The following is a 22,371-nucleotide window of genomic DNA, read 5'->3' as shown; positions in this document are numbered from 1 at the left end:
CTTATCTTTCATCAAGCACGAGTGTAATGTGGCTCATTCTCTTTTCGATTCTGTAAGCTCTACCCTGTGCTCTAGGTCTGATTCTCTTCATTGTTGGTCCTTTGTTTGCATAAGCCTCTGCAATGTACAGATTCTCAGCATTCATGCCGTTGTTGTTCTCAGCATTTGCAATTGCAGACTCTAATAATTTCTTTATTAAACTAGAAGCATATCTTGGATTGTATGTCAAAATACCAAGTGCTGTTGTTACATCCTTACCTCTGATGGCATCTAATACGAAGCATGCTTTCTGAACAGAAACTCTTGCGTAAGATAACTTAGCAGAAGGTCTTGTATCTTTGTTAGCATTTCTTTCTCTTTTAATTTGGGATCTATGTCCTTTAGCCATGGATGAACCCTCCTTTCACAATCTAATTATCTAACTTTGGATTTCTTTTCGTCTTTTCCGTGTCCTCTGTAAGTTCTGGTTGCTACGAACTCTCCGAGTTTGTGTCCAACCATATCTTCAGTAACATATACAGGTACGTGCTTTCTTCCGTCATGAACAGCAATTGTGTGTCCGATCATGCTTGGGAAGATTGTAGAACGACGGGACCATGTCTTGATTACAGACTTGTCTCCAGCCTCGTTCATAGCATCAACCTTTTTAAGCAGGCTTGCGTCTGCGAATGGTCCTTTTTTAATAGAACGTGCCATAGGTTCTAACCTCCTTATGAAAACTATTTAATTGCTTTACCATCTCTTCTTCTTACGATCATCTTGTTAGAAGCTTTATTTTTCTTTCTTGTCTTAAGACCAAGTGCTGGTTTACCCCAAGGTGTACACGGACCCGGACGACCGATTCCTGTCTTACCTTCACCACCACCATGCGGATGGTCATTCGGGTTCATAACAGAACCACGAACTGTAGGTCTGATTCCCATATGACGTTTACGTCCTGCTTTACCAATGTTGACCAGGTTGTGATCACCATTTCCTACAACTCCGATAGAAGCTCTGCACTCAAGCGGTACCATTCTCATTTCTCCTGATGGAAGTCTGAGAGTTGCATATTTTCCTTCTTTAGCCATTAACTGAGCACTGTTACCTGCGGAACGAACCATCTGTCCGCCTTTTCCAGGATGAAGCTCGATGTTGTGGATCTGAGTACCAACTGGAATCTGTGCTAATGGGAGGCAGTTACCGATCTTAACTTCAGCTTCTGGTCCATTCATAACTGTCATTCCGTCTGTCAGTCCTTCAGGTGCGATGATATATGCTTTTTCACCATCTTCATAGCAGATCAGAGCAATGTTAGCTGTTCTGTTTGGATCATATTCGATACCAAGTACAGTAGCGTGGATATTGTCTTTTCTTCTCTTGAAGTCGATAATTCTATATTTTTTCTTAGCTCCGCCTCCGCGGTGTCTAACTGTGATTTTTCCTTGATTATTACGTCCAGCCTGTCTACTCTTTGGAGCTAACAGAGATTTTTCTGGTGTTGTCTTTGTGATTTCAGAGAAATCAGAACCAGTCATCTGTCTTCTGGAAGGCGTATATGGGCGGTATGTTTTAATTCCCATGATTAATCTCCTTTCAATTGTTTATTGTCACGGTTTCTGTCCGTATGCTTTGCAATCTTATAATCCCTGGAAGATCTCGATATCTGCGCTATCTTCTGTAAGTTTTACGATTGCTTTTTTAGTTTTAGCTGTTTTTCCGAAGTTGTAAGTTCCACGAACTCTTTTCTTCTTTCCATCGTTGTTCATTGTGTTTACTTTCTCTACTTTAGTTCCTGTAAACATCTTTTCAACAGCTTCTTTAATCTGAGATTTTGTTGCTTCTGGGTGTACTAAGAAAGTGTATTTCTTTTCTCCCATAAGTTCCATACTCTTTTCTGTTACTACAGGTTTAAGGATTACATCATAATACTGAACGTTTGCCATTATGCGTACACCTCCTCGATTTTAGCAACAACAGCTTTTGTTGTGATTACTGTGTTGTATTTTAAGATATCGTACACATTGATTGTATTAGTCTTTGCAGTCTTAACATCAGCGATGTTTCTTGCTGAAAGCTCTGCGTTCTTGTTGTCATCCTCTAATACTACTAATGCTTTAGATACATCTAAATTCTTAAGAATGTTTGCAAAGTTCTTTGTCTTTGCTTCTTCGAAGTTGATCTCATCGATTACGATGAATTTGTTTTCTTCAACTCTTGATGTGAGTGCAGATTTCAGAGCTGCTCTCTTCTCTCTCTTATTCATTTTGAAAGAATAATCTCTCGGAACTGGTGCGAATACAACTCCGCCGCCTGTCCACTGTGGAGCTCTTGTAGATCCCTGTCTTGCATGACCGGTTCCTTTCTGTCTCCATGGTTTTCTTCCACCACCAGAAACTTCAGAACGTGTTTTTGCTTTCTGTGTTCCCTGACGGTTATTTGCAAGCTGGCTTACAACTGCCATGTGTACAAGATGTTCATTAACTTCAACACCGAATACAGCATCGCTTAAGTCGATCTTACCAACTTCTTTACCTTCGATATTATAAACAGATACGTTAGCCATCTTAAGTGTCCTCCTTCCTTCGCCAAATCTTAGTTAGCTTTTACTGCTTCTTTGATAGTTACTAAAGATTTCTTAGGTCCCGGTACTGAACCTTTAACCAGAAGTAAGTTGTTCTCAGCGTCAACACGTACAACTACGAGATTCTGGACTGTAATCTTCTTACTTCCCATGTGTCCCGGCATGTGTTTTCCTTTAAATACTTTACTTGGATCTGAACAAGCACCGTTTGAACCAGCATGGCGATGATACTTAGAACCATGAGCCATAGGTCCTCTTGACTGATTGTGACGTTTGATTGCGCCCTGGAATCCTTTTCCTTTAGAGATTGCAGTTGCGTCAATCTTATCTCCAGCAGCGAAGATATCAGCCTTGATTTCCTGGCCTAACTCATATTCGCTAGCATTTTCAAACTTAAATTCTCTTACATATCTCTTACCTGTAACACCGGCTTTAGCAAAGTGTCCCTGCTCTGCCTTTGTTACACCGTGACGGTGAACAATTTCTTTCTTTCCGCCTTTGTCTTTGTTGATGATCTTGTCTTTCTTGTCAACGAATCCAACCTGAACAGCTTCGTATCCGTCATTCTCAACAGTCTTGATCTGTGTTACAGCACAAGGTCCAGCCTGAAGAACTGTTACCGGAGTAAGTGTTCCGTCTTCGTTGAAGATCTGAGTCATTCCGACTTTTGTTGCTAAAATAGCTTTCTTCATTTTATTTTACCTCCTGTGATTTACAGCGGAACGCCCGATTGGACGCTCATCCTAAATTATAGGAATTACTGCTTCTTATTTCATTTTGATATCAATAGCTACACCAGCTGGCATCTCTAATCTAGATAATGCATCTACAGTCTTCTGTGTTGGTGCAATGATATCGATCAGTCTCTTATGAGTTCTCTGTTCGAACTGTTCTCTGGAATCTTTGTATTTGTGAACAGCTCTTAAGATTGTAACTACTTCCTTCTTTGTCGGAAGTGGTACAGGTCCACTCACCTTAGATCCGTTTTTCTTTACAGTTTCGATGATTTTCTTAGCGGATGCATCTACTAACTGATGATCATACGCTTTCAAAGTGATTCTCATTACTTGACTTGCCATAAAAAAAGTCGCCTCCTTTTCGTACTTATAATCGAGTACGACAAGCGGTGACTGTACACTCTCCCGTGTGTGTCGTGAGAACCCACACGTTGTTACCACATCGCAGTGGCCGTTATAGTAGTTTCGTACAGTGACTTGTCGCCAGTTTCCTAACTTGACATTCGCTCCACGGAAAACCTGCTAATTCCTAGCAGCAACCTCACGCTTCAACGCTATCATGTCACAGCTCTCTTAGTATATCCGATTCCCATACATTTTGCAAGTACTTTTTTGTTTTTTTATTCATACAATTTATTTTGTACTTTCCACTCAAACATGTTAAGTTTTTGCCAACAAATAGTATTATTTTCTCTTATTTTAGCATTATACTTTCTAATATTTTATTGATATTTCAAATTTTCCAGACTATACTATTACTATAAGCCAAAGCAATCAGGGGAGTCAGACATCATGGATGTGTTGCTTCCCTTTTTTGCACAATATTATAATGAATGGAGTGTGTTACATATGAGTGAAAATGGAAATCAATCTCGTGAATGGAACTCTCGTTTTGGTTACATTATGGTTGCCGCAGGAGCTGCGATCAGCCTCGGAAACATTTGGAAATTCGCATATCTCGCCTTGTAGAGAAAGTAACCAAAATCATTATGCCTGTACTCTTTCTCTTCCTTATTATATGTGGTATCTGAGCAATGTTCGTAACCAGCAATGCAATCGATGGTTTAAAATACTATCTCCTGCCTGATTTTAGCAAATTCAATTTCACTGTATTTTCCCAGGCAGCAACCCAGGTTTTATTCTCTGTTGGAATCGGTAACATTATCGTTTCCCTCAGATTCGGACTCTTAAGTAATATTAAACTTCCGTGGCTGGATGCTTCCGGAATATCACACCTTGGGATTTAAAGAATACGAAAAAGAACTCACCAATGACGATAAGTTCGGCAGAGTAACTTTATACGACAAAATCCTTACCTGCATTGTTGTTCCGATATTTATGACAATCATCATTTTAAATGTATTCGGATTCATACGATGATTTAAAAAAAGTCATCCGATAAGCTTGTAATTTTGATATTTTTTAGCTACTATTAATAAGCAAATAAAATTTTTATAATTTTTTGTATTTTCATACATTGGAGAATAAAAGAATGGACATCAAAAGTTGGAAAATCATGTTAGCCGTTGATGATTACGGCAGCTTTACCCGCGTAGGCGCGGAACTTGGATACACACAATCCGGTATTACGCAAATGATGAAAAATCTGGAAAAGAAAGTCGGGTTCCCGCTCTACATCAAAGACCACCACGGTATTACACTTACAAATGAAGCAAAGTCACTTATTCCGGCAATCCGCACATTATTGAATGCCGATGAAGTAATTCATCAGGAAATTGCTGCATTAAATGGTGCGCAGAGAGGAACCATCCGCATCGGCACTTATCTAAGCTGTTCAATTCACTGGATTCCAAAGATCATCCGAGAATTCCAGCAGAAACATCCGGATATCATCATCCAGGTTATCGAAGGGGTTGAAGGAGAACTTGCCGACTGGATTCAGGAACGACGTGTAGATATCGGATTTATCAGTCTGCAGAAAAATCATAAATATCAGTTTCTTCCGGTCATGAACGACTTGATGTACGCAGTTGTTCCAGAAAACGATCCTCTTGCAAAAGAAGAAGAAATTCCAATCGAAGCATTTGAAGATGCACCTTTTATCATCACAGAATACACACCAGGAAGCGACGTACACCGTATTTTAAAAAAGCATAAAATCCATCCGGATATCCGCTATGTAACCAGAAATGAATTTTCTTCCCTTTCCATGGTCGAACACGAACTAGGATATTCTATCCTCCCGGGTCTTTTACTTCGCGGCCAGCAGGGAAAATTTGTAAAACGTCCATTGAAGCCAACAATTACAAGACAGTTAGGACTTGCATATTCTTCTCTCAAAAATCTGTCACCTGCTTCAAAGACTTTTCTGGAATATGCAAAAGACTTTCTGTTAGATGATTAAGTCAATATTCATGCAGAGTAAATGACATTCTTTCTCATTTATTCATTAAAATTGCACGAAACACCTCCCGCTTTATCACGTTTTTCTTGTTGCAATGCCAGTTTTTTCCATCCTTATTGACATCATCGAATTAACGTGATATATTAATAGTAACTTAAAGACAGACACAGACACCAATGGCGGTTCCTCATCGATGATATAATACAGGAACTGCTCTTTTAGAATCAGACAGTATAATCGTCTGTTTTTAAGGCACCATTATTATGGTTGTTATTGCAGTTATGCCTGAGCCGGTTGTTTCCCCCAAGAATAACCTTGCAAAGGTGAACTCCAATTGATATATACATCCTCCACAAGGAGGAGCATTCCCCAGCTTTGTATATAAAAACAAAACTGCAATGCAACGAGGAAAAACCTCTCAATGACATACCAATAAGAAAGAGCACGACATGTTCAGATGTCGTGCTTTTTCTTATTAATTCTCTCTATAAGACTATAGTTCGATTGACTTTTAACGTATTAGTTGATAAAATATTAATGTAAAGCAATGCGTGAATTTATAGAAATTCTTTACAAATCGGGGTGTATATGATTTCTTTCATAGTGCTAAAAAGGCATTTCCTTGCCTGGTACTTATTTATTCACATGTATAGCTTGTTAACAATTTAATATGAAAATCTGGAGGGATGAATTTATGTTATTAGCAATCCAAATTTTATTAGGTGTTTTGTTTGCTGGAACAGGTATTGGTCTTATTGTCGATTTAGGCAAGAACCGAATGGATGAACTAAAAGGTTCTACCGGGAAACAATGGGCATCTGCTTTTACTGTTGGTATCATTGCTAACTTTCTTGACACTTTAGGATGTGGCTCTTACGCACCATCTACATTTATGTACAAACTTTTCAATCAGATTGATGACATCGATATTCCTGGTACACTGAATATCGGTGATACATTCCCAGTTATTTTTGAGGCATTTATCTTCACAACTTCTGTAGAATGTGATCCTCTTTTCCTTTGGGTAATGTTCATTTGTGCAGCTGTTGGTTCATTTGGATTTGCATCTATCGTTACAAAATGGCCACGTAACAAAATCAGAATTGCTCTTGGATGTGCGATGCTTCCGTTGGCAGTAGTAATGTTATGCAAAAATCTTGGTGTCGGACCTTTCGGTTTAGTTGGTACTGCAGTTGGATTAACAGGTTGGAAACTGATCGTAGCCGCAGCACTTAATGTTTTATGGGGCGCTCTTATGGATATTGGTTTTGGACTTTATGCACCTTGTATGGCAACATGTCTTCTGCTTGGTGTTGATGCTCAGACATGTTTCCCTGTCTTCATGGGATCTTGCGCATGCTTAATGCCAGCTTGCTCTATCGAATTTATCAAGTCACATAGATACGATGTTGCACATACAATTGGTAATGCGATAGGTGGATGTATCGGTGTATTTATCGCATGGAAATTAGTTACAGGTCTTCCAATGTTCTGGCTCATTAATCTTATCTGCCTCGTGCTTGTATGGACTTCTTACACTTTACTTAGTGCAGCAAAGAAAGACAAAGCAAAAGGTATTGCTTAATATCTGTGAAACATATATATAAGCAAAATACTCATTTAAACAAAACAACACACGGATGGCAGTCTTAACAGACTGCCATCTTTATATCATTGTATGTAAGAGATCCTGCTTCTGGCAGTTTCCCTGCATTACAATTTTATTATGGAGAATATCATATGTTTGTTAACGAATATGTAATGACACGTAAACGCTACGACAAATGGGCAGCTCCAAAGTTCTGGAGACTTCCTATCTTCTACGTATATTGTGTAATCTTTGCATCCGGAACTTTCGGCTGGATTTATTTTCATCATGTAGGAGCTTCACTCAGATGGCAGTCTGTTGGTGCCACACTTTCATTTATAGCCATCTACCGTGGAGTATTTTTCAAATGGATGCACGCTGATAAAACTTTCCGTGTAATGCGTACTCAATATTTCAACGATAAAGACTGGACCTGTAAAGTCATGATCCGCGAAAAGGACATTGCCCTTTACATTAACAATAAGATAAATAACCATGTAAACTGGGAAGATCTTACCAAATTCGAAGAGGCGAAAACTTATTACAAGCTCACTTCCAAAGACCAGATTGAAGGCGTTATGCTTGACAAAGAGTCTTTCACCAAAGGCGACTCCGAAAGTTTCAAACAATGGATGTTAGAACAACATCCCGAAATCGAATACGGACCTATCGATCCTGCATTCGATAAATAAAAAAAGAGAAGATTTCCATTCGCAAGAATGAGGTAATCTTCTCTTTTTCTTATTGTTTGTTCTATTTCCGACACTTTCTGTCGTAGATATCTTCCCGGTTCTATCGTCCTTCCTGTTCATCCTTATGACGCATCTTAAGCTTCAGAAGAGCTTTTGCCTTCAGACAGTCAACCCTCACCATGTTGTTCTCTCCGACAACATCTGTCTCTGTACCATCTGCGCTTTTATTAATATCCACAATTCCGTCCAGATAATCATTTTCTACAACAAATTTTGCAACAGTACCACTAAAATTAAGTCCCGTCACCGGAATTCCTCTGATTCCAAGCTGTTCACATGTATTTGTATAATCCACATCGCTGTTTCCCCATCCATCCGATGATATGATTACTCCATCTGCACGCATACATTCTGCCATTGCTGCCGCTCTGGTTCCTACCAGCATTTTATCTTTGTTATCATCCGGCGTTCCGACTATGATCAGTCCGAGAAGATCCAGATCTGTATCCTCTGCCACTACTTCCAACAGCGGATCTCTGAAATGATGTAATGATGTTTCTTTTGTCGATGGTCCAATTCCCATAACTTCTGCACCTCCTGTAGTTACTGCATCGAGCGGATCATGCCGTCTCTGTACTCATTCGGAGTAATCATAACCGGCATATTGCCCATATCGATAATCGAACGTCCGCCTTCAACCCCTGACGGTTCATCCGGGAACATCCATGTATCATACATAGCTCCCTGTCCAGCCACCTGACGGATAATTACAACCTTCTTCTTTCCAGGTCTTACTTTATCATGATATTCATGACGTTCTGTGCACTTATCACCTTTGAACTTTTTCAGTTTCTCTCTGTATGTCTGAATGAATTCATCACAGAGTTTGTGTGCAGTAAATGGCCCATGTCTCTCCTGCCCCATACCAGCAGCAAATGTTACATCAAACGAAATAATATAATCATCATCTCCCGGTGTACCTGCACGGTTTAAGCACAACTGTTCCTTCAGATTGCCTTCTGATGAACCAAATTCGTGACACTGCTTTCCGTTCACATCAACGCCCGTCAACATAACATATACACCCGTTATAGTGTGAGTTATTCCTTCTCCCAATTTACCAAGCACTTTTGTTGAGATTGGAATGATATCCATAATCGTGTTCGTCCATCTGTCATGGTCTCCCGGTTTAATAATCTGAATATCAATCTTCTCAATACAATCATCCTGTGCAACAAGCTGATCGATCATCTCTTTGCTGACCGTCATATGGCCATCCGTTGTGATATTATTGTACTCACCCCATTCCACATCTGTCATATGAAATGCTTTGATCACAAGGCGTCTTAAGTCTATCTCTTTCTCAGCCATCATGTCACCTCCTAAAAAAATTACGGACATATATCAATCAAAGTCCGCTTTTTGCGGTTTCCCCGTACACTTTGATAGCAAAAACAACGTATCCATTCATCCTTTTTATATTGTTTTCTTATTTTTCCTATGTCCTTTCCATATCTCTAGTATACAATATACTGTAAGAAATTCCAATATACTGTCTGATTCTTTTTTCAAAAAAGGGCAGATGCAAAATACATCTGCCCTTCTTAAGATCAAATAAAATTCATAAAATCGAATTAGATCTTAGCAACATACTCGAATGGCAACGGAACAATCTTTCCTGGAGTTTCGATTTTCTCTAACTGCTCCAGAGTTGCCTTTACGATCTGTGTCTGCTGTTCTACATTGTGAGGACCACCCGCATTAGCACCCATAGGTACCAACGGAGCTACCGCACGAGGAGTACCAGTCTGACGAACAACTGGTGGAAGAGCTGCAATAATAATTGTAGGAATTCCAGCTTCTTCAATCGCTCTCTGCACCAATACTGCAGAGCGGTGGCAGGTACCTCAGCCAGCGGTGAGGATTACTGCGTCAACATCCTCATTTTTGAACATTTCAGCGATAGCAGGACCAGTTTCATGTTTGAATTTCTCCTGGTTTCCACCACCACCCATGAATCCAGCATGTACAGGAGCACAAGCTCTGATAAATCCTTCTTTTGCTAATTCATGAATTCTGTCAATTGGGAACATACAGTTGATGTCCTTGTTAACATCACTGTTATCATATCCACCGTGTGATACCATCAGATCACTAGATGGTGTAGTGTTTTCGATCTTTCTCCATGTCCAGTCACCAGCAAGGTTAAATCTCTCCTGGCTCTTCTTGTGAACACCTGCTGCTGTTGCAAGAGCGATAGACATATCTTTCAGCTCTTTTGTTACAGGAGCCCATACTGACGGTGGAGTAATAGGAACGAATATTTCAGACTGTAAGCCTTTAACAACCGTTAAACTCATTTTTAATCCTCCTTATTAGCATCCAAACGTGCTTGCATTTCTTGTTGTTTGCGACGTTCTTTTTCAATATTGCTGACGTATTTCTCATTTACTTCCGGTCCGAGCTGTTCCGGGAAACTCATGTTCCAGCCAACTTCCTGACCTACTTTCGGCTCTGTATCGCAGATGAACATTCTCTTCGGAGCTTTAAAGAACCCCAGACGTCCTTTTAAGTCAACGCTGATACTACAGTCGTCGACCGCTACGATGACACCTTCCATATAAATGATCTTATCGCCATAGTGTAAACGTTCATTATCCATTATGATAACACCTGATCTTAGTCGTATTTTTCTTTACGTTTCTGGCTCATTGGCAGAGACTGCTCGTTGTCTACGAGTTCAATCTTCTTACCGCAAGCTGCTTCGATCAGCTCAACGTTAGTAGCTTTAACGTTTGGATTCCACTTCTTCTCAGCGGCTTTTACTTCTTCACCAGCCATAGCTGCTTTCAGCATAGCAAGGGCACGGATACCCTCTTCCTGGCAAAGTGTATTACATCCAAGTACCTCATTCTCGATACCAGACTCTGATTTGTTATTGTCAACCATGTACTGCATGTACTTGTTACCAACAACAAGTGCACCCTGAACAGCGCAGAATGAAAGTCCTACTACAGGAATTCCTCTCATACCGATCTGCTCGATGTGGCTTGCGAAGTCGATGTGGTTATTTCCGAATCCTTCTGTTGTAACGAAAGCTCCGTCAACATCCATCATTTCTACTGTATGTCCTACACGACGAGATACATAGTACTTCTCTGCATTGATCTGAGGTGATCCTACGAATACAACTCCGCAAAGGTCAACTTCTTCATCATGTAAAGCTTCAAGTACAAGTGGCTCTCTCCAGTAATGTCTTGACATCTCTTTAGATGCAGGTCCGATACATGTTAATGCATGGATACATCCATCAAGTACCTCAAGTGGAGATACGCATACAGGTACGTTTCCTAAGTCTACGTTAGCTCTTGCGCCAAGGATACCAACTGGTTCTACAGGAAGGATGAAGTTATCATGCATAGCTCCCTGTCCCATGATCTCTTTTACGATTACGACTTTCTTCTTACCTGGACGACGGATTGATTTCAGTTCTTCGTCTTCAACGATGAAGCTGTCATCTAATTCTTTCATTACTTCACGGATTTCCTGAGTAATGATGTCAAATGCTGTATGTGCAGCCATAGGTCCACGACGTTCCATGTTAGTCTTTTCCTGAACTACGATGTTACCTTTGATAAAGATTTCTCCCTTATCCGGGCATCCAGGACGTCCCCACATGATGTTCTCGTCAAGGTATCCTTCTGAAGAACCGAACTCACCAATCTGAACTCCGCCTTCATCTGTTCCTGTCAGCATCATAACAACGCCGTCAAGTACTCTTGTTGCGCCTTCACCAAGGATTGCATCGCCTTCTTTTGTAGCGATTGGCTGAACATCCATGATTGTCTCTGAGTATGTGTGGTATTGGTCAGGAGTGATGATTTCAAGATGGAAATCTTTAACCAGTTCCTGATCAGCAATTACTTCTGCTTCAATTCCTTCACGGATGTAAAGAGTTGTTCCTTCGATCTTTGTCTCTGGTCCTCTCTTAACCTCTGTGATCTTAATGTGTCTTCTTGTTAATGTTCCTACTACTTTTGCTTCTTCAACAGGTGCTTCTGCTGTTGCTGTAGCTGCTACTGCTGCTGCAGGTACTTCCGCTACTGCTTCTCCTGTTGCTCCAAGAGCTCCAACCGGAATTTCAAGATTGATATCTTTTCCTTCTCCGATGTGGATCTTAAGTGTTCCTCCAGCTACTGTTGCTGCTGTTGCAACTGGTGCTGCTGGTGCAGCTTCCTCTGCCGGAGCTTCTTCCTCTGCCTCTTCTACTGGAGTTGTAGGTGCTTTTACACCATCCAGAACATCATTTGTTAACGGGCAAAGAGAATCACAAGTTTTTGTAAGTTTTGCACCCAGTACTTCTTCGATTGTAAGGCATCCGTCCAGGTTTAATAATCCTGAATCTACCAGATCATCAAAAATTGCTGGATCTTCGAGATTAGCCGGCTCAATTGTGATACCAGCTTCTGCTCTACAGCACAGTACTGCAGGATCATGAGCATGTGCTTTTGCTGTTTCAGCTGTGATTGACATATTGTTTCCCTCCTTGTTTTTGTTTCATACATTTTCCTTGCGGAATATTGTAGTTAAAAAATATATATACAGCTGCGTCCAACTTCCAGAAGAACCTCTCAATTACTTCTGTCAGGCAAAAGAATCGGGGGTCTCCTACCTCATTGCACGCAACGGTAATACCGATAATATTATGTTTCATTCAGGTTATAATTAAAAATCAATTTCCTGACTTACTTCTTTAGAAACCTTCAGGCTTCTGTACAGTGGATGTCCAACTGTTCTCATAACATGGTCTGTCTGATGGAATACCTTCAGTCCCATCTTCGGTCCGGATGCCATTACAGTGTTTGAACAGTCTGAGCAGTTACCGATCAGAATGTATTCACATTTGTCTTTCTTGAACTGTATATTGTTCTTAACCTGTCCAGGACAGTTACCAGGTCTTAAGCACTTCAGTGGTGCTCCCGGTTTGTTTTCAATTGCCTGTTTACATTTGCACATAGATACTACTTTGGCATTCATCTTAGAAGCGATCTCACGCATACGCTCTTCGCTTCCGCCGCAGGCACATACAAGAATTCCCATTGTTGCTCCGTGGAGATCCGGGAACTCGATTGTAACGAGGATTGCTCCTGTTGTTTTTGTTGTAGGTGCATCTAATGTAGTAGACTTTCCTGTGAAAGCTCCACCCATGATGATCTCTCCATATTTTCCGTCGATTCCGCCGGCTTTTTCGATCATCTCTCCAACGCTTACACCAACTGGTACGTCGAAGAATACGTGTGCTTCATTTCCACCGTTTAATTTACCACGGACTGTCATATTCTTGCTGATACAAGGTTTCTTTTCATCAACCGCTTCAGCGATCTTACAGACAGTTTCTACATTGATAACAACAGATCTAGCTGCTGATGGAAGCTGTGTAGTTGTGAGTAATACCCCAAGACACTCTCTTACTACTGCACGTTCCTCACCCATCGGGTAGATATCAGCCATCAGATGCATCTTGATATCAGGCTCATTCTCAAGAGCTTTCTGTAATACCTTGATTGCTTTATGATGTTTCTTCTTAATAGCAATGATTGCTTTCTTTGCGTGAGTGATTTCCATACTATATTTAATACCACGGATTAATTTATCACTCTGCTCTTCGATCTGTCTTGTGTTGTGTTCCAGTCCCGGTTCGCATTCAGCTGCATTTACAAGAATGTATCCACAATCCAGTTTGAAGTCTTTCGGAAGCTCTGGGTTGATCTCAGGATCAAGCTCACCCATCGGAGTTTCTTCTAAATTAATATTAAGTTTTACTCCTGTCGGGAATCCGGCTCCTCCCATTCCTACGATTCCGGCTGCTTTCACCAGATCAAGTTTTGATGATTCATCTGTGATACCTTCTACTGATTCGGTAACCGGAATGAATTCATCCGGCTGTTCAGCGGCCGGCTCGATGATGATGCGGTCTTCTGTAATCTCTGTTACTTTTCCATACACGCTTGAAAAGATGTTAGCTCCCAGGCCTGTTGGTGTAGCAATGAGAGTACCCTTTTTCACCTCAGCACCAACTTCTACACATGGTGCACAAGGAGCGCCAACATGCTGGCGTAATAACATCTGTACATTTCCCATGACACACTTCTCCTTTTTAATTTTTATTTTATCTAAGTCAAAACGAAACTATGCAAGCTCGTTTACTTATTCTGATTTGATTAATATAGAAATTTTCTATGAATTATTTTTCGCCATTTTTTTAACAGAAACTGTCTGTTTTTTGGCGGAGGCATGTGGGAATCGAACCCACCCAGGACGCTCTTAACGCCCTACACTAGTTTTGAAGACTAGGAGGCACACCAGTTACCCAACTACCCCCATGTGCTTATATACCATATCATATTTGCCCTTAATTTTCAACACTTTTATTTATTTTTATAATACCAAAAAAGCATTGACTTTTCAATGTATTTCGTACATAATGAAATCAACAGATTGAACAAAATACTAGAATACAGTCTATTTGTTAATTTTATATCGCAATATCTGTTAATTTTATTATTTTTATTTTTCACTCATAGAAAAAGGCACTACGAAAATATAGAGATTTTCAATGTGTTTTTATAAAAACTTATAGATGAATTCTATAGGATATTATAAGGAGGTAAGGATTATGAAGTTAGAAGCAAAAGTTAACTTCGACCGGTTTGAAGAAGCTCTTCAGGTTGTAGATGCTCATACAGCCGGTGAGTTCTGCCGTATGGTCATCGGAGGATTTCCTGAGCCAGAAGGCAGCACAATGATCGAAAAGAAAAAATGGATGGAGGAAAAATACGACCACGTTCGTACAGCATTAATGCTGGAGCCTAGAGGACATCATGATATGTTCGGTGCTTTCCTTTGCGAGCCAATCCACGAAGAAGCAGATCTTGGGGTAATCTTCATGGATACAGGCGGCTACCTGAACATGTGTGGACACTGTACAATCGGAGCTGTTACAGTAGCCCTCGAAGCTGGTCTTGTTGAATGCCACGAAGGTGAGAACGAAGTTGTTCTGGATGCTCCTGCAGGAATCATCAGAACAAAAGCTCATGTAAAAGACGGAAAGGTAACAGATGTAACTCTTACAAACGTACCTGCATTCATTTACAAAGACAACTTAACAGTTAATATCGACGGAGTAGACATTCCTTATACTATTTCTTTCGGTGGAAGTTTCTTCGCACTGGTTGATACTACAAAGCTTGACATTGGCGAAATCAACGCTAAGACAGTTCCTGCTTATACAGAACTCGGAATGAAGATTCGTGATAAAGTCAACGCAGAAGTTAAGATCCAGCATCCAACTCTGGACATCACAGAAGTTGACCTGGTTGAATTCTACGGACCAACACCGAATCCGGATCAGGCTACAATGAGAAACGTTGTTGTATTCGGAGATGCTCAGGCTGACCGTTCACCTTGCGGAACAGGTACAAGTGCCAAACTCGCTACTCTTCACGGATGGGGCGAACTCGGAATCGGCGAAGAATTTATTTATGAAAGTTTCATGGGAACACGCTTCAAAGGTGTGATCAAAGAAGAAACTAAGATCGGTGATTACGATGCAGTAATCCCAATGATCACAGGAAGTGCATATCTTACAGGTGTTGCTACTTACTTAATTGACTCTACAGATCCATTAAAATATGGTTTCCTTGTAGGCTAATGCATATTCGGGGTTGAATTAGATTGCATTATCATATATGATAATAGAAGCGGATTCGTGTGATCCGCTTCTATTTTTTATACAGCAAAGAAGGGAATGATCCGAATGCCACGTAAACGCAGATCTACAAAAAGCCGAATTGTTAAAGCAGCCTGGAACCTCTTTTACAAAAATGGCTACGAACAGACTACCGTAGAAGACATCATCAACGCTTCAAAAACTTCAAAAGGTACTTTTTATCATTATTTCAAGGGAAAAGAAGCACTTTTAAATTCACTTTCTTATCTTTTTGACCAGAAATACGAAGACCTTGCTGCGGTGATTGATCCGAATCTTTCTTGTTATGATAAACTTTTATTTTTAAACCATGAATTATTTTATATGATAGAAACCAGCGTCGATATACATCTGCTGGCCTACCTCTACTCTTCGCAGCTGGTTACCAAAGATAAGAAATCTTTGTCTGACAAAAAACGTATTTATTTCAAATGGCTGACAGAGATTATGGAGGAAGGTTTAAAAAACGGAGAATTCAAAAACACCAGCACCGCTTCCGAACTAATGGAAATATATGCCATGTATGAGCGTGCTCTTCTCTATGACTGGGCCCTTTTCAAAGGCAAATTCTCACTGACCGAACGTACAGACAAGTTACTTCCACATGTATTACAGACATTTGTGGATGGACTTTAATCGCCATGTATTCGAAAGAAGCTGCCAGTTTCCCTTATATAAAAAAATTAACAGGCGTTGACCGCAGAGATTTCTCTGCAGTCAACGCCTGTTCTCTTTCAGTCCAGATTTTCCATACCCTTGTTATGACCTCTTATACAAGGCATTCATGAACATCTTCCTGTTCAATCCCTACCTCTTTCATCACATCAAGGATCTGTTCTCGGTCTGTCAGATCCGCACACCAGGAAAGTCCGCATCCTGCCGAAATCGCTCTCGGTACAGGAATCAGTCTGCCTGGTACATTTCTTTCCTTGCATACCTTCTCCATCGCCATCGCATCAGACGTCGTATGGAAAGTTACAACAAGTTTCATTACTTTTTTTCTCATCTTTACTCAATCACCACTTCGTAGTAACCGTCTTTCTCCACAGCTGTTGACTTTTTCCCCTTACTTTTGGCAAATTTTTCAACATTCATCTTCTGATGAGGCTCTGTGACAAGAATTTTCACAGGTCCTGTTTCTCCTTTTAACGCTTCTGCTGTCAGCATTAATGGTTCCGGACAAGAAAGACCTCTTGCATCTACTTCTTTCATATTTAATTCCTTCTTTCCTAGAATACTATGTATTTAAGCATATTTCAATCTTATTTTGTTTCTTCTCTCTTATTCGTAAATGCGATAATAAAGCAAATCACAATACAGATAATACATGCAATCTTACCATTCAATGGTACTGCACCTGCCACTACTTCTTTCGTCTCAGGATTAAGTGCAGTTCCACTTGCCGCAAGTCCGAAGTTATGGCACATTGCAGCTCCCACAAACATTCCGACTACGGTTACCGCCGAATCAGAAGATCCCTGTCCCGCAAGGATCAGCTGTCTTAATGGGCATCCTCCTGCAAGTACAGCTGCGAATCCAACTGTGTACATTCCAAGAATATTCCACAGATGTTCAGAATGCGCAATAATTCCAGGTGTATCAAATCCAAGCACGAAACGTCCTGTTGCAAGATTAAATACAAGCATCACTACAAAAAGTCCCGCAATGACACTGATAAGATCAAAGTTTTTCATCAGGATAATATCCCGGATACTTCCTGCAAAGCACATTCTTGATTTCTGTGCAAATGCTCCAAATACAAGACCTCCGATCAAAGATGCAATAATCGGTGCATGCATGCTTCCCGGTCCTGCCTGGCTCGCTTTCAGAAGTGTTGTACATGTAGCAAGGATCAAAATCGCAACCACGATTGCCGGAAGAACCGCTCCGTTAACTTTGTTAGTTACATGTGCTCTTCCAAGACTGAATCCCTTCTTTAATGCAAATACTCCCGTTGCCACTCCAAGGATGAAACCAACGAAAGCTACCCATGCATTCAGATCACCTGCCGACATACGGATTACCATACGCAGAGGGCATCCCAGGAATACAAGTGCACCGATCATAATGATCACACCAAGAATAAAACGGATCATCGGCGATGATCCCGCCGTTGAGCGATATTCTTTTGTTGCTATTGAAATGATAAATGCCCCAAGTACAAGACCAATAATCTCCGGTCTTGCATACTGTACCACTTCTGCCTGATGCATTCCCATTGCTCCCGCCGTATCACGGATAAAACATGCAATACAGAATGCCATGTTCGCTGGATTTCCAAGTGTTGCAAGGCATGCCGCTACAATACCACACACAACACCGGCCAGTACCAGTTTTTTCTTTGAATCTGATAAATTCATATGTGTTTCCTCCTATACTCTCATTTTCTTGCATTTCCCCATAACTATATGCCTGGCATACTTTTTTATGACGCCTTGTCACATATCACATATTTTACGGTTCTTCTGCCAGTTCGCGGATCGCCCTTATAGCCGTATCCACTTCTTCCTCCGTGTTGTAATGTGAGAAACTGAATCTCACAGCCCCCTGTTCTACCGTTCCAAGCGCCTCGTGCATAAGCGGTGCACAATGCCCTCCCGATCTGGTAGAAATATCATATTCCATAAGAAGCTCATCACTCACTTCTGAAGAATCATAATCACCGATGTTCAGCGTCACGATCGCACAGCGTTCTTTCTGACTGTAATCCCCATAAATCTTAACGCCCGGAACATCTTTTACCCCGTTATAGAACCGCCACATCAGATTTTCTTCTTTTTTGCGGATATTATCAATTCCTGTTTTTTCCAGATATCCAAGTGCCGCATGAAGTCCGGCAATTCCATGTCCGTTCAAAGTACCTGCCTCCAAAGCCGTCGGCATCTGCACCGGATGTTCTTTGCTATATGTCTGTATTCCACTTCCTCCGGTCTTTAACGGTCTGATCTGTATTCCTTCTTTTACATATATTCCGCCTGTCCCCTGAGGTCCAAGAAGTCCTTTGTGTCCTGTAAAACATAATATATCTATATCCATCTTCTGTACGTCAATTGGAAATACTCCGGCCGTCTGTGATGCATCCACCACAAAGATCAGTCCGTGCTTATGCGCCATCTTCCCAATTACTGCCACATCTACATAATTGCCGGTAAGATTCGATCCATTGGTACAGATAATCATCTTCGTATTCTCTTTTATCGCTGCCTCCATCGCAGCTATATCCGGCATTCCTTTCTCGTTACATCCTATAACTGAAAGTTCTGTGCCTTTCTTCTCCATCTCATATAACGGTCTTAACACCGAATTATGTTCCAGAACCGTTGTGATCACATGATCTCCCGGATCCAGTATTCCTTTTATAGCAATATTCAGACTTTCCGTAGAATTCGATGTAAATGCAATCTGCCTTGCATTCTCTGCACCGAATAATTTTGCCAGTCCCTCCCTGGTATCATAAATAATCCTGGATGCACTGAGTGCAGCTTCACTGGCCCCGCGTCCTGCATTCCCCATCGAACTCATCGCACTTACTACCGCATCGATCACTTCCTGTGGTTTGTGCATTGTTGTAGCTGCATTGTCCATATATATCATACTTGTCTCCTCCTAATGACCGCACATGATTCAAGTTTTATTATAAAAATATTATTCCGCTCATTCAATACTATTTAATTTCTAAGTAAATTCATACCTCTTTCATATGCTTTTAGTATAGTCTATTTTCTTCTTTCCGTCTAATCGAAACATTACATAAACCCACAGCATTCATAGTAATTATCTATAAATGTTGTGGGTTTATTCTATTATTTAGATCTACAGATCATAAACTGTAATCTATTCTTCTATTCCGTATACTTCTTTTACCACTTTAATAAAGCGCTCTGCACTTTTTGACATCTGATAATTCTTATTATACACCAGGTTAATGTCACGTCCCTGATCTGCCTTTGGAATAGGAAATGTCAGAAGATCTCCTGATTTTGCTTCTTCTTCCGCCGCAAGTCTGGATATGATCGAAATTCCCATTCCTTGTTTTACCGACTTCTTGATCGTCTCCTGATTTTCAATACTTGCAATGATCTTAAGCTTATCCAGATTGATTCCGGCATTACGGAGCTGTTTTCCGGCTTCTTTTCTTGTGCCGGATCCTTCTTCCCGCATGATCAGACATTCCCCACTGATCCAGCTTATATCTTCAATATTCTGATGTAACACCTGATATTTCTCCGTATTCGGAGTGATCACTATCAGTTCATCCTTATAAAACGGAATATATTTACAGTGTTTTTTCTCCAGAACCGTTCCGGTAAATCCTACATCTACCATATGATCAATGATCTTGGTCACAACCTGACTGCTGTCCGTTTCAAGAAGCTTTACCTGTTCTTTCGGATACCGTTCATTGAACTTCATCAGAATCTCCGGAAGCAGATACTGTGCCGGAATTGTAGATGCCGCAATTGTGATCAGATGTTTGCTCTCACTTTTTCCTGTTTCAAATCTTTCCTCGATCTTTTTCTGAAGATCGATCATCTGTCTTGCGTAACGGTACAATTCTTTCCCGTCATCCGATAATTTTACTTCTTTTGTATTTCTTACAAAAAACCTTGCATTCAGTTCTTTCTCCAGTGACGAAATGTGTGCACTGATGGTTGGCTGTGTCAGAAACAGCTGTTTTGCTGCCTTTGAAAAACTGCCTCCCTCTGCTACCTGAACGAAAGCTTCTAATTGTTTTAAATTCATTAGTATGCCACCCTTTCGCTCTCTGCTCCCGTTTTCTTGGTTACCTTGATACTGTCCATATATTCCAGGATCGGTTTTGCACTTTTTCTGCTTGTCTCAAACATGTCTCTGACCTGTGCGATCGTGATCAGCGGATCTTCTTTCAAATGCTCTTTGATCTTCTCTTTCGCAGTCTCCATATAAGAGGTCAGCGTATACATTTCATCATTTATTTTTACAATCTGTTTTTCTTCTAATAAGATGTTCAGGATGTCATCCATGATATCCTGTGGTACATCCTTGCATGTAACCTCGGAATATCTTGCAAAGTCAAATCCTGCTTTTTCAAATGTATCCAGCATGATCTTTGACACTTTATCATAAATCTTGTCTTTCCGTACTTCGTACTCCGGAGTACATAAAAATTCATCGACTCGTTTCAATACTCCCTGTTCTTCAAAAAGCGTCAGAATCTTGTCGTATACATTTGGTTTTACCTTTTTGAAATATGTGGTCTGTACCTGTGCCTTCTTAATTCCGTAGCGGTACGGATACGTTTCTTCATATTCCTTCAAAGCTTTCAGCAGGATACGTTCTGCCTCTCTTGCAGAATCGCTGTGCCATACATACGTATCTTTCCGCATTGGAAATGCATAGATACTGCCCTGCTCTTCCAGTTCTTTCACATCCTGCTCCACCTCTTCCGGCGAAAGTGCCGTAAGCTTGGCCAGTTCCGTGACTGTGATCAGGGTCTCTGCATGACTCTTCACATGCATTTCTATAACATCTGCGGACGATCCTTCTTCCTTGCGCTTCAGTTCTTCGATCACTTCCGGCTGGAATCTTCTCTTGATCTTCGGATTCGGCTCAAGAACAACACCTCCGCCGATCGTCTCCATTGGTGAATAGAAACGTACTACGAATTTGTCTCCTCTTCTTACCGCAACTTCTTCTTCCATACGAAGCTGTACATAACCGCTTTCTCCAGGTCCGATTTCTTCCTTATCCAGAAGTACCGCACGGCAGAGCACTTCACTGGTTCCTGTAAAGAAATGCAGACGTGTATGATTCGTCAGGATTCTCACAGAAGAATCCAGTACATTTAACTTTACATCCAGAAGGTCGGTATTTTTCATACTGTTCGGAGGCGCCAGTACGCAGCCTCTCTTGATTTCTTTTTTCTTCACATTTGAAAGGTTGATCGCCACACGTTGTCCGGCGTAACACTCTTTCTTATCTTCTCCGTGAACCTGAATGCTTCGGATCTTACATTCTTTTCCGACCGGATACATCTGAAGTGTGTCTTCTTTCGTGATCGTTCCGGACACCAGTGTTCCGGTGATGATTGTTCCAAATCCGGAAAGTGTAAATACTCTGTCGATCGGGAGACGCGGAATAGTATGAATATCTTTCTGTACCACTTCGTCTCTGGTCTGATGTTCGATCTCTTTTACCAGATCATCAAGGCCGGCACCTGTCGCTGCCGATACTTTGACAAGCGGCGCATGTTCCAGGAATGTTCCGGAAAGTTCTTCCCTTACATCCTCTTCCATCATCTCCAGCCACTCTTCATCTACGAGATCACATTTATTCAGCACAATGATACTCTTCTCGATTCCGAGAAGGTTCAGAATATCCATGTGCTCTCTTGTCTGCGGCATGATTCCCTCATCCGCCGCGATCACCAGGAGTACCAGATCCATTCCGACAACTCCGGCAACCATGTTATTGATGAATTTCTCATGTCCCGGTACATCGACGATTCCCGCACGGTCTCCTCCCGGCAAGTCAAAATACGTAAACCCTAAGTCAATCGTAATTCCTCTTCGCTGTTCTTCTTCCCAGCGGTCTGTATTTCTTCCGGTCAGTGCTTTGATCAGTGTTGTCTTACCATGATCAATGTGTCCGGCCGTTCCGATAATAATATTCTTCATAG

General features: G+C 41.0%; 26 protein-coding genes and 1 tRNA gene. 6 read left to right on the top strand and 21 right to left on the bottom strand.

All coding sequences use genetic code 11. The features are described 5' to 3' along the window. Position 1: 1 nt before the first annotated feature. The 7 genes from rplV to rpsJ form a co-directional block, all read right to left on the bottom strand. Positions 2–388: a 50S ribosomal protein L22 gene (rplV, locus tag NQ508_RS02360; protein WP_004607294.1), complete on the bottom strand. Its 387-nt coding sequence runs from the start codon at positions 386–388 to the stop codon at positions 2–4. 26 nt (positions 389–414) lie between these two features. Next, positions 415–696, bottom strand: a complete 282-nt coding sequence (rpsS, locus tag NQ508_RS02355; protein WP_006427388.1) for a 30S ribosomal protein S19 — start codon at positions 694–696, stop codon at positions 415–417. Positions 697–719: 23 nt separating this feature from the next. Then, the gene (gene rplB / locus NQ508_RS02350; protein ID WP_022416482.1) at positions 720–1,562 is read right to left on the bottom strand and encodes a 50S ribosomal protein L2; all 843 of its coding nucleotides are present in this window, start codon (positions 1,560–1,562) and stop codon (positions 720–722) included. A 57-nt stretch (positions 1,563–1,619) separates the two neighbouring features. Continuing rightward, positions 1,620–1,925, bottom strand: coding sequence for a 50S ribosomal protein L23 (rplW, locus tag NQ508_RS02345; protein ID WP_006427386.1), 306 nt, complete (start codon positions 1,923–1,925; stop codon positions 1,620–1,622). Beyond that, on the bottom strand, positions 1,925–2,545 hold the full coding sequence (gene rplD / locus NQ508_RS02340) for a 50S ribosomal protein L4 (protein WP_006427384.1): 621 nt from the start codon (positions 2,543–2,545) through the stop codon (positions 1,925–1,927). The genes rplW and rplD overlap by 1 nt, the downstream gene beginning before the upstream one ends. A gap of 29 nt (positions 2,546–2,574) precedes the next feature. Further along, positions 2,575–3,255, bottom strand: a complete 681-nt coding sequence (rplC, locus tag NQ508_RS02335) for a 50S ribosomal protein L3 (RefSeq protein ID WP_006427382.1) — start codon at positions 3,253–3,255, stop codon at positions 2,575–2,577. A 75-nt stretch (positions 3,256–3,330) separates the two neighbouring features. After that, positions 3,331–3,642: a 30S ribosomal protein S10 gene (rpsJ, locus tag NQ508_RS02330; protein ID WP_006427379.1), complete on the bottom strand. Its 312-nt coding sequence runs from the start codon at positions 3,640–3,642 to the stop codon at positions 3,331–3,333. Between the two features lie 692 nt (positions 3,643–4,334). Between rpsJ and NQ508_RS02320 the strand changes: the two genes are divergently transcribed. The 4 genes from NQ508_RS02320 to NQ508_RS02305 all read left to right on the top strand — a co-directional run bounded on the left by NQ508_RS02320 (position 4,335) and on the right by NQ508_RS02305 (position 7,945). Continuing rightward, the gene (locus NQ508_RS02320) at positions 4,335–4,547 is read left to right on the top strand and encodes a hypothetical protein (RefSeq protein WP_006427376.1); all 213 of its coding nucleotides are present in this window, start codon (positions 4,335–4,337) and stop codon (positions 4,545–4,547) included. 245 nt (positions 4,548–4,792) lie between these two features. After that, a complete protein-coding gene (locus NQ508_RS02315; RefSeq protein ID WP_006427374.1) occupies positions 4,793–5,665 on the top strand; it encodes a LysR family transcriptional regulator in 873 nt (290 codons plus the stop codon). A gap of 694 nt (positions 5,666–6,359) precedes the next feature. Further along, the gene (locus NQ508_RS02310) at positions 6,360–7,250 is read left to right on the top strand and encodes a hypothetical protein (RefSeq protein WP_044919938.1); all 891 of its coding nucleotides are present in this window, start codon (positions 6,360–6,362) and stop codon (positions 7,248–7,250) included. Positions 7,251–7,405: 155 nt separating this feature from the next. Beyond that, a complete protein-coding gene (locus NQ508_RS02305; protein WP_006427372.1) occupies positions 7,406–7,945 on the top strand; it encodes a YcxB family protein in 540 nt (179 codons plus the stop codon). A 100-nt stretch (positions 7,946–8,045) separates the two neighbouring features. Here the strand turns inward: NQ508_RS02305 and NQ508_RS02300 are convergent, their stop codons facing one another. The 8 genes from NQ508_RS02300 to NQ508_RS02270 all read right to left on the bottom strand — a co-directional run bounded on the left by NQ508_RS02300 (position 8,046) and on the right by NQ508_RS02270 (position 14,327). Continuing rightward, positions 8,046–8,528 carry a glycine/sarcosine/betaine reductase component B subunit gene (locus tag NQ508_RS02300; RefSeq protein ID WP_006427371.1) on the bottom strand — a complete coding sequence of 161 codons (483 nt, stop codon included), beginning with the start codon at positions 8,526–8,528 and terminating at the stop codon, positions 8,046–8,048. Positions 8,529–8,548: 20 nt separating this feature from the next. Further along, positions 8,549–9,316, bottom strand: coding sequence for a proline reductase cluster protein PrdD (gene prdD / locus NQ508_RS02295; protein ID WP_022416479.1), 768 nt, complete (start codon positions 9,314–9,316; stop codon positions 8,549–8,551). Between the two features lie 263 nt (positions 9,317–9,579). After that, entirely contained in the window at positions 9,580–9,825 is a 246-nt protein-coding gene (locus NQ508_RS14425) for a proline reductase (RefSeq protein WP_028088467.1), read from the bottom strand. Between the two features lie 27 nt (positions 9,826–9,852). After that, on the bottom strand, positions 9,853–10,305 hold the full coding sequence (locus NQ508_RS14420) for a glycine/sarcosine/betaine reductase selenoprotein B family protein (RefSeq protein WP_006427368.1): 453 nt from the start codon (positions 10,303–10,305) through the stop codon (positions 9,853–9,855). Positions 10,306–10,307: 2 nt separating this feature from the next. After that, positions 10,308–10,607: a CBO2463/CBO2479 domain-containing protein gene (locus NQ508_RS02285; protein WP_006427367.1), complete on the bottom strand. Its 300-nt coding sequence runs from the start codon at positions 10,605–10,607 to the stop codon at positions 10,308–10,310. Between the two features lie 17 nt (positions 10,608–10,624). Beyond that, the gene (gene prdA, locus NQ508_RS02280; protein ID WP_006427366.1) at positions 10,625–12,478 is read right to left on the bottom strand and encodes a D-proline reductase (dithiol) proprotein PrdA; all 1,854 of its coding nucleotides are present in this window, start codon (positions 12,476–12,478) and stop codon (positions 10,625–10,627) included. Between the two features lie 192 nt (positions 12,479–12,670). Next, the gene (gene prdC, locus NQ508_RS02275) at positions 12,671–14,086 is read right to left on the bottom strand and encodes a proline reductase-associated electron transfer protein PrdC (protein ID WP_006427364.1); all 1,416 of its coding nucleotides are present in this window, start codon (positions 14,084–14,086) and stop codon (positions 12,671–12,673) included. Positions 14,087–14,229: 143 nt separating this feature from the next. Further along, a tRNA-Sec gene (locus NQ508_RS02270) sits at positions 14,230–14,327 on the bottom strand. A 294-nt stretch (positions 14,328–14,621) separates the two neighbouring features. Between NQ508_RS02270 and NQ508_RS02265 the strand changes: the two genes are divergently transcribed. Together NQ508_RS02265 and NQ508_RS02260 are read left to right on the top strand one after the other, a co-directional pair. Beyond that, positions 14,622–15,656, top strand: coding sequence for a proline racemase family protein (locus NQ508_RS02265; RefSeq protein WP_044919936.1), 1,035 nt, complete (start codon positions 14,622–14,624; stop codon positions 15,654–15,656). Positions 15,657–15,761: 105 nt separating this feature from the next. Further along, on the top strand, positions 15,762–16,349 hold the full coding sequence (locus NQ508_RS02260; RefSeq protein WP_006427362.1) for a TetR/AcrR family transcriptional regulator: 588 nt from the start codon (positions 15,762–15,764) through the stop codon (positions 16,347–16,349). Between the two features lie 133 nt (positions 16,350–16,482). On the opposite strand, the gene NQ508_RS02255 is transcribed toward NQ508_RS02260, so the two are convergent. The 6 genes from NQ508_RS02255 to selB all read right to left on the bottom strand — a co-directional run bounded on the left by NQ508_RS02255 (position 16,483) and on the right by selB (position 22,369). Next, entirely contained in the window at positions 16,483–16,719 is a 237-nt protein-coding gene (locus NQ508_RS02255) for a putative Se/S carrier protein (protein WP_006427361.1), read from the bottom strand. A 2-nt stretch (positions 16,720–16,721) separates the two neighbouring features. Continuing rightward, positions 16,722–16,925, bottom strand: coding sequence for a sulfurtransferase TusA family protein (locus tag NQ508_RS02250; protein WP_006427360.1), 204 nt, complete (start codon positions 16,923–16,925; stop codon positions 16,722–16,724). 50 nt (positions 16,926–16,975) lie between these two features. Further along, positions 16,976–18,073 carry a YedE family putative selenium transporter gene (gene yedE / locus NQ508_RS02245; RefSeq protein WP_006427359.1) on the bottom strand — a complete coding sequence of 366 codons (1,098 nt, stop codon included), beginning with the start codon at positions 18,071–18,073 and terminating at the stop codon, positions 16,976–16,978. Between the two features lie 94 nt (positions 18,074–18,167). Next, entirely contained in the window at positions 18,168–19,307 is a 1,140-nt protein-coding gene (locus NQ508_RS02240; RefSeq protein WP_006427358.1) for an aminotransferase class V-fold PLP-dependent enzyme, read from the bottom strand. 240 nt (positions 19,308–19,547) lie between these two features. Beyond that, entirely contained in the window at positions 19,548–20,456 is a 909-nt protein-coding gene (locus tag NQ508_RS02235) for a selenium metabolism-associated LysR family transcriptional regulator (protein ID WP_006427357.1), read from the bottom strand. After that, on the bottom strand, positions 20,456–22,369 hold the full coding sequence (gene selB / locus NQ508_RS02230; protein WP_006427356.1) for a selenocysteine-specific translation elongation factor: 1,914 nt from the start codon (positions 22,367–22,369) through the stop codon (positions 20,456–20,458). The genes NQ508_RS02235 and selB overlap by 1 nt, the downstream gene beginning before the upstream one ends. Between the last annotated feature and the right edge of the window lie 2 nt (positions 22,370–22,371).

Origin of the sequence: Dorea longicatena, from assembly GCF_025150085.1 — a bacterium.
GTDB classification, from domain to species: domain Bacteria; phylum Bacillota; class Clostridia; order Lachnospirales; family Lachnospiraceae; genus Dorea_A; species Dorea_A longicatena.
This window is presented reverse-complemented; position numbering and strand designations above follow the sequence as displayed.

Coding starts and splice junctions, on each gene's coding strand:
- rplV (WP_004607294.1), bottom strand. CDS start 388: ATGGCTAAAGGACATAGATCCCAAATTAAAAGAGAAAGAAATGCTAAC.
- rpsS (WP_006427388.1), bottom strand. CDS start 696: ATGGCACGTTCTATTAAAAAAGGACCATTCGCAGACGCAAGCCTGCTT.
- rplB (WP_022416482.1), bottom strand. CDS start 1,562: ATGGGAATTAAAACATACCGCCCATATACGCCTTCCAGAAGACAGATG.
- rplW (WP_006427386.1), bottom strand. CDS start 1,925: ATGGCAAACGTTCAGTATTATGATGTAATCCTTAAACCTGTAGTAACA.
- rplD (WP_006427384.1), bottom strand. CDS start 2,545: ATGGCTAACGTATCTGTTTATAATATCGAAGGTAAAGAAGTTGGTAAG.
- rplC (WP_006427382.1), bottom strand. CDS start 3,255: ATGAAGAAAGCTATTTTAGCAACAAAAGTCGGAATGACTCAGATCTTC.
- rpsJ (WP_006427379.1), bottom strand. CDS start 3,642: ATGGCAAGTCAAGTAATGAGAATCACTTTGAAAGCGTATGATCATCAG.
- NQ508_RS02320 (WP_006427376.1), top strand. CDS start 4,335: ATGTTCGTAACCAGCAATGCAATCGATGGTTTAAAATACTATCTCCTG.
- NQ508_RS02315 (WP_006427374.1), top strand. CDS start 4,793: ATGGACATCAAAAGTTGGAAAATCATGTTAGCCGTTGATGATTACGGC.
- NQ508_RS02310 (WP_044919938.1), top strand. CDS start 6,360: ATGTTATTAGCAATCCAAATTTTATTAGGTGTTTTGTTTGCTGGAACA.
- NQ508_RS02305 (WP_006427372.1), top strand. CDS start 7,406: ATGTTTGTTAACGAATATGTAATGACACGTAAACGCTACGACAAATGG.
- NQ508_RS02300 (WP_006427371.1), bottom strand. CDS start 8,528: ATGGGAATTGGACCATCGACAAAAGAAACATCATTACATCATTTCAGA.
- prdD (WP_022416479.1), bottom strand. CDS start 9,316: ATGGCTGAGAAAGAGATAGACTTAAGACGCCTTGTGATCAAAGCATTT.
- NQ508_RS14420 (WP_006427368.1), bottom strand. CDS start 10,305: ATGAGTTTAACGGTTGTTAAAGGCTTACAGTCTGAAATATTCGTTCCT.
- NQ508_RS02285 (WP_006427367.1), bottom strand. CDS start 10,607: ATGGATAATGAACGTTTACACTATGGCGATAAGATCATTTATATGGAA.
- prdA (WP_006427366.1), bottom strand. CDS start 12,478: ATGTCAATCACAGCTGAAACAGCAAAAGCACATGCTCATGATCCTGCA.
- prdC (WP_006427364.1), bottom strand. CDS start 14,086: ATGGGAAATGTACAGATGTTATTACGCCAGCATGTTGGCGCTCCTTGT.
- NQ508_RS02265 (WP_044919936.1), top strand. CDS start 14,622: ATGAAGTTAGAAGCAAAAGTTAACTTCGACCGGTTTGAAGAAGCTCTT.
- NQ508_RS02260 (WP_006427362.1), top strand. CDS start 15,762: ATGCCACGTAAACGCAGATCTACAAAAAGCCGAATTGTTAAAGCAGCC.
- NQ508_RS02255 (WP_006427361.1), bottom strand. CDS start 16,719: ATGAGAAAAAAAGTAATGAAACTTGTTGTAACTTTCCATACGACGTCT.
- NQ508_RS02250 (WP_006427360.1), bottom strand. CDS start 16,925: ATGAAAGAAGTAGATGCAAGAGGTCTTTCTTGTCCGGAACCATTAATG.
- yedE (WP_006427359.1), bottom strand. CDS start 18,073: ATGAATTTATCAGATTCAAAGAAAAAACTGGTACTGGCCGGTGTTGTG.
- NQ508_RS02240 (WP_006427358.1), bottom strand. CDS start 19,307: ATGATATATATGGACAATGCAGCTACAACAATGCACAAACCACAGGAA.
- NQ508_RS02235 (WP_006427357.1), bottom strand. CDS start 20,456: ATGAATTTAAAACAATTAGAAGCTTTCGTTCAGGTAGCAGAGGGAGGC.
- selB (WP_006427356.1), bottom strand. CDS start 22,369: ATGAAGAATATTATTATCGGAACGGCCGGACACATTGATCATGGTAAG.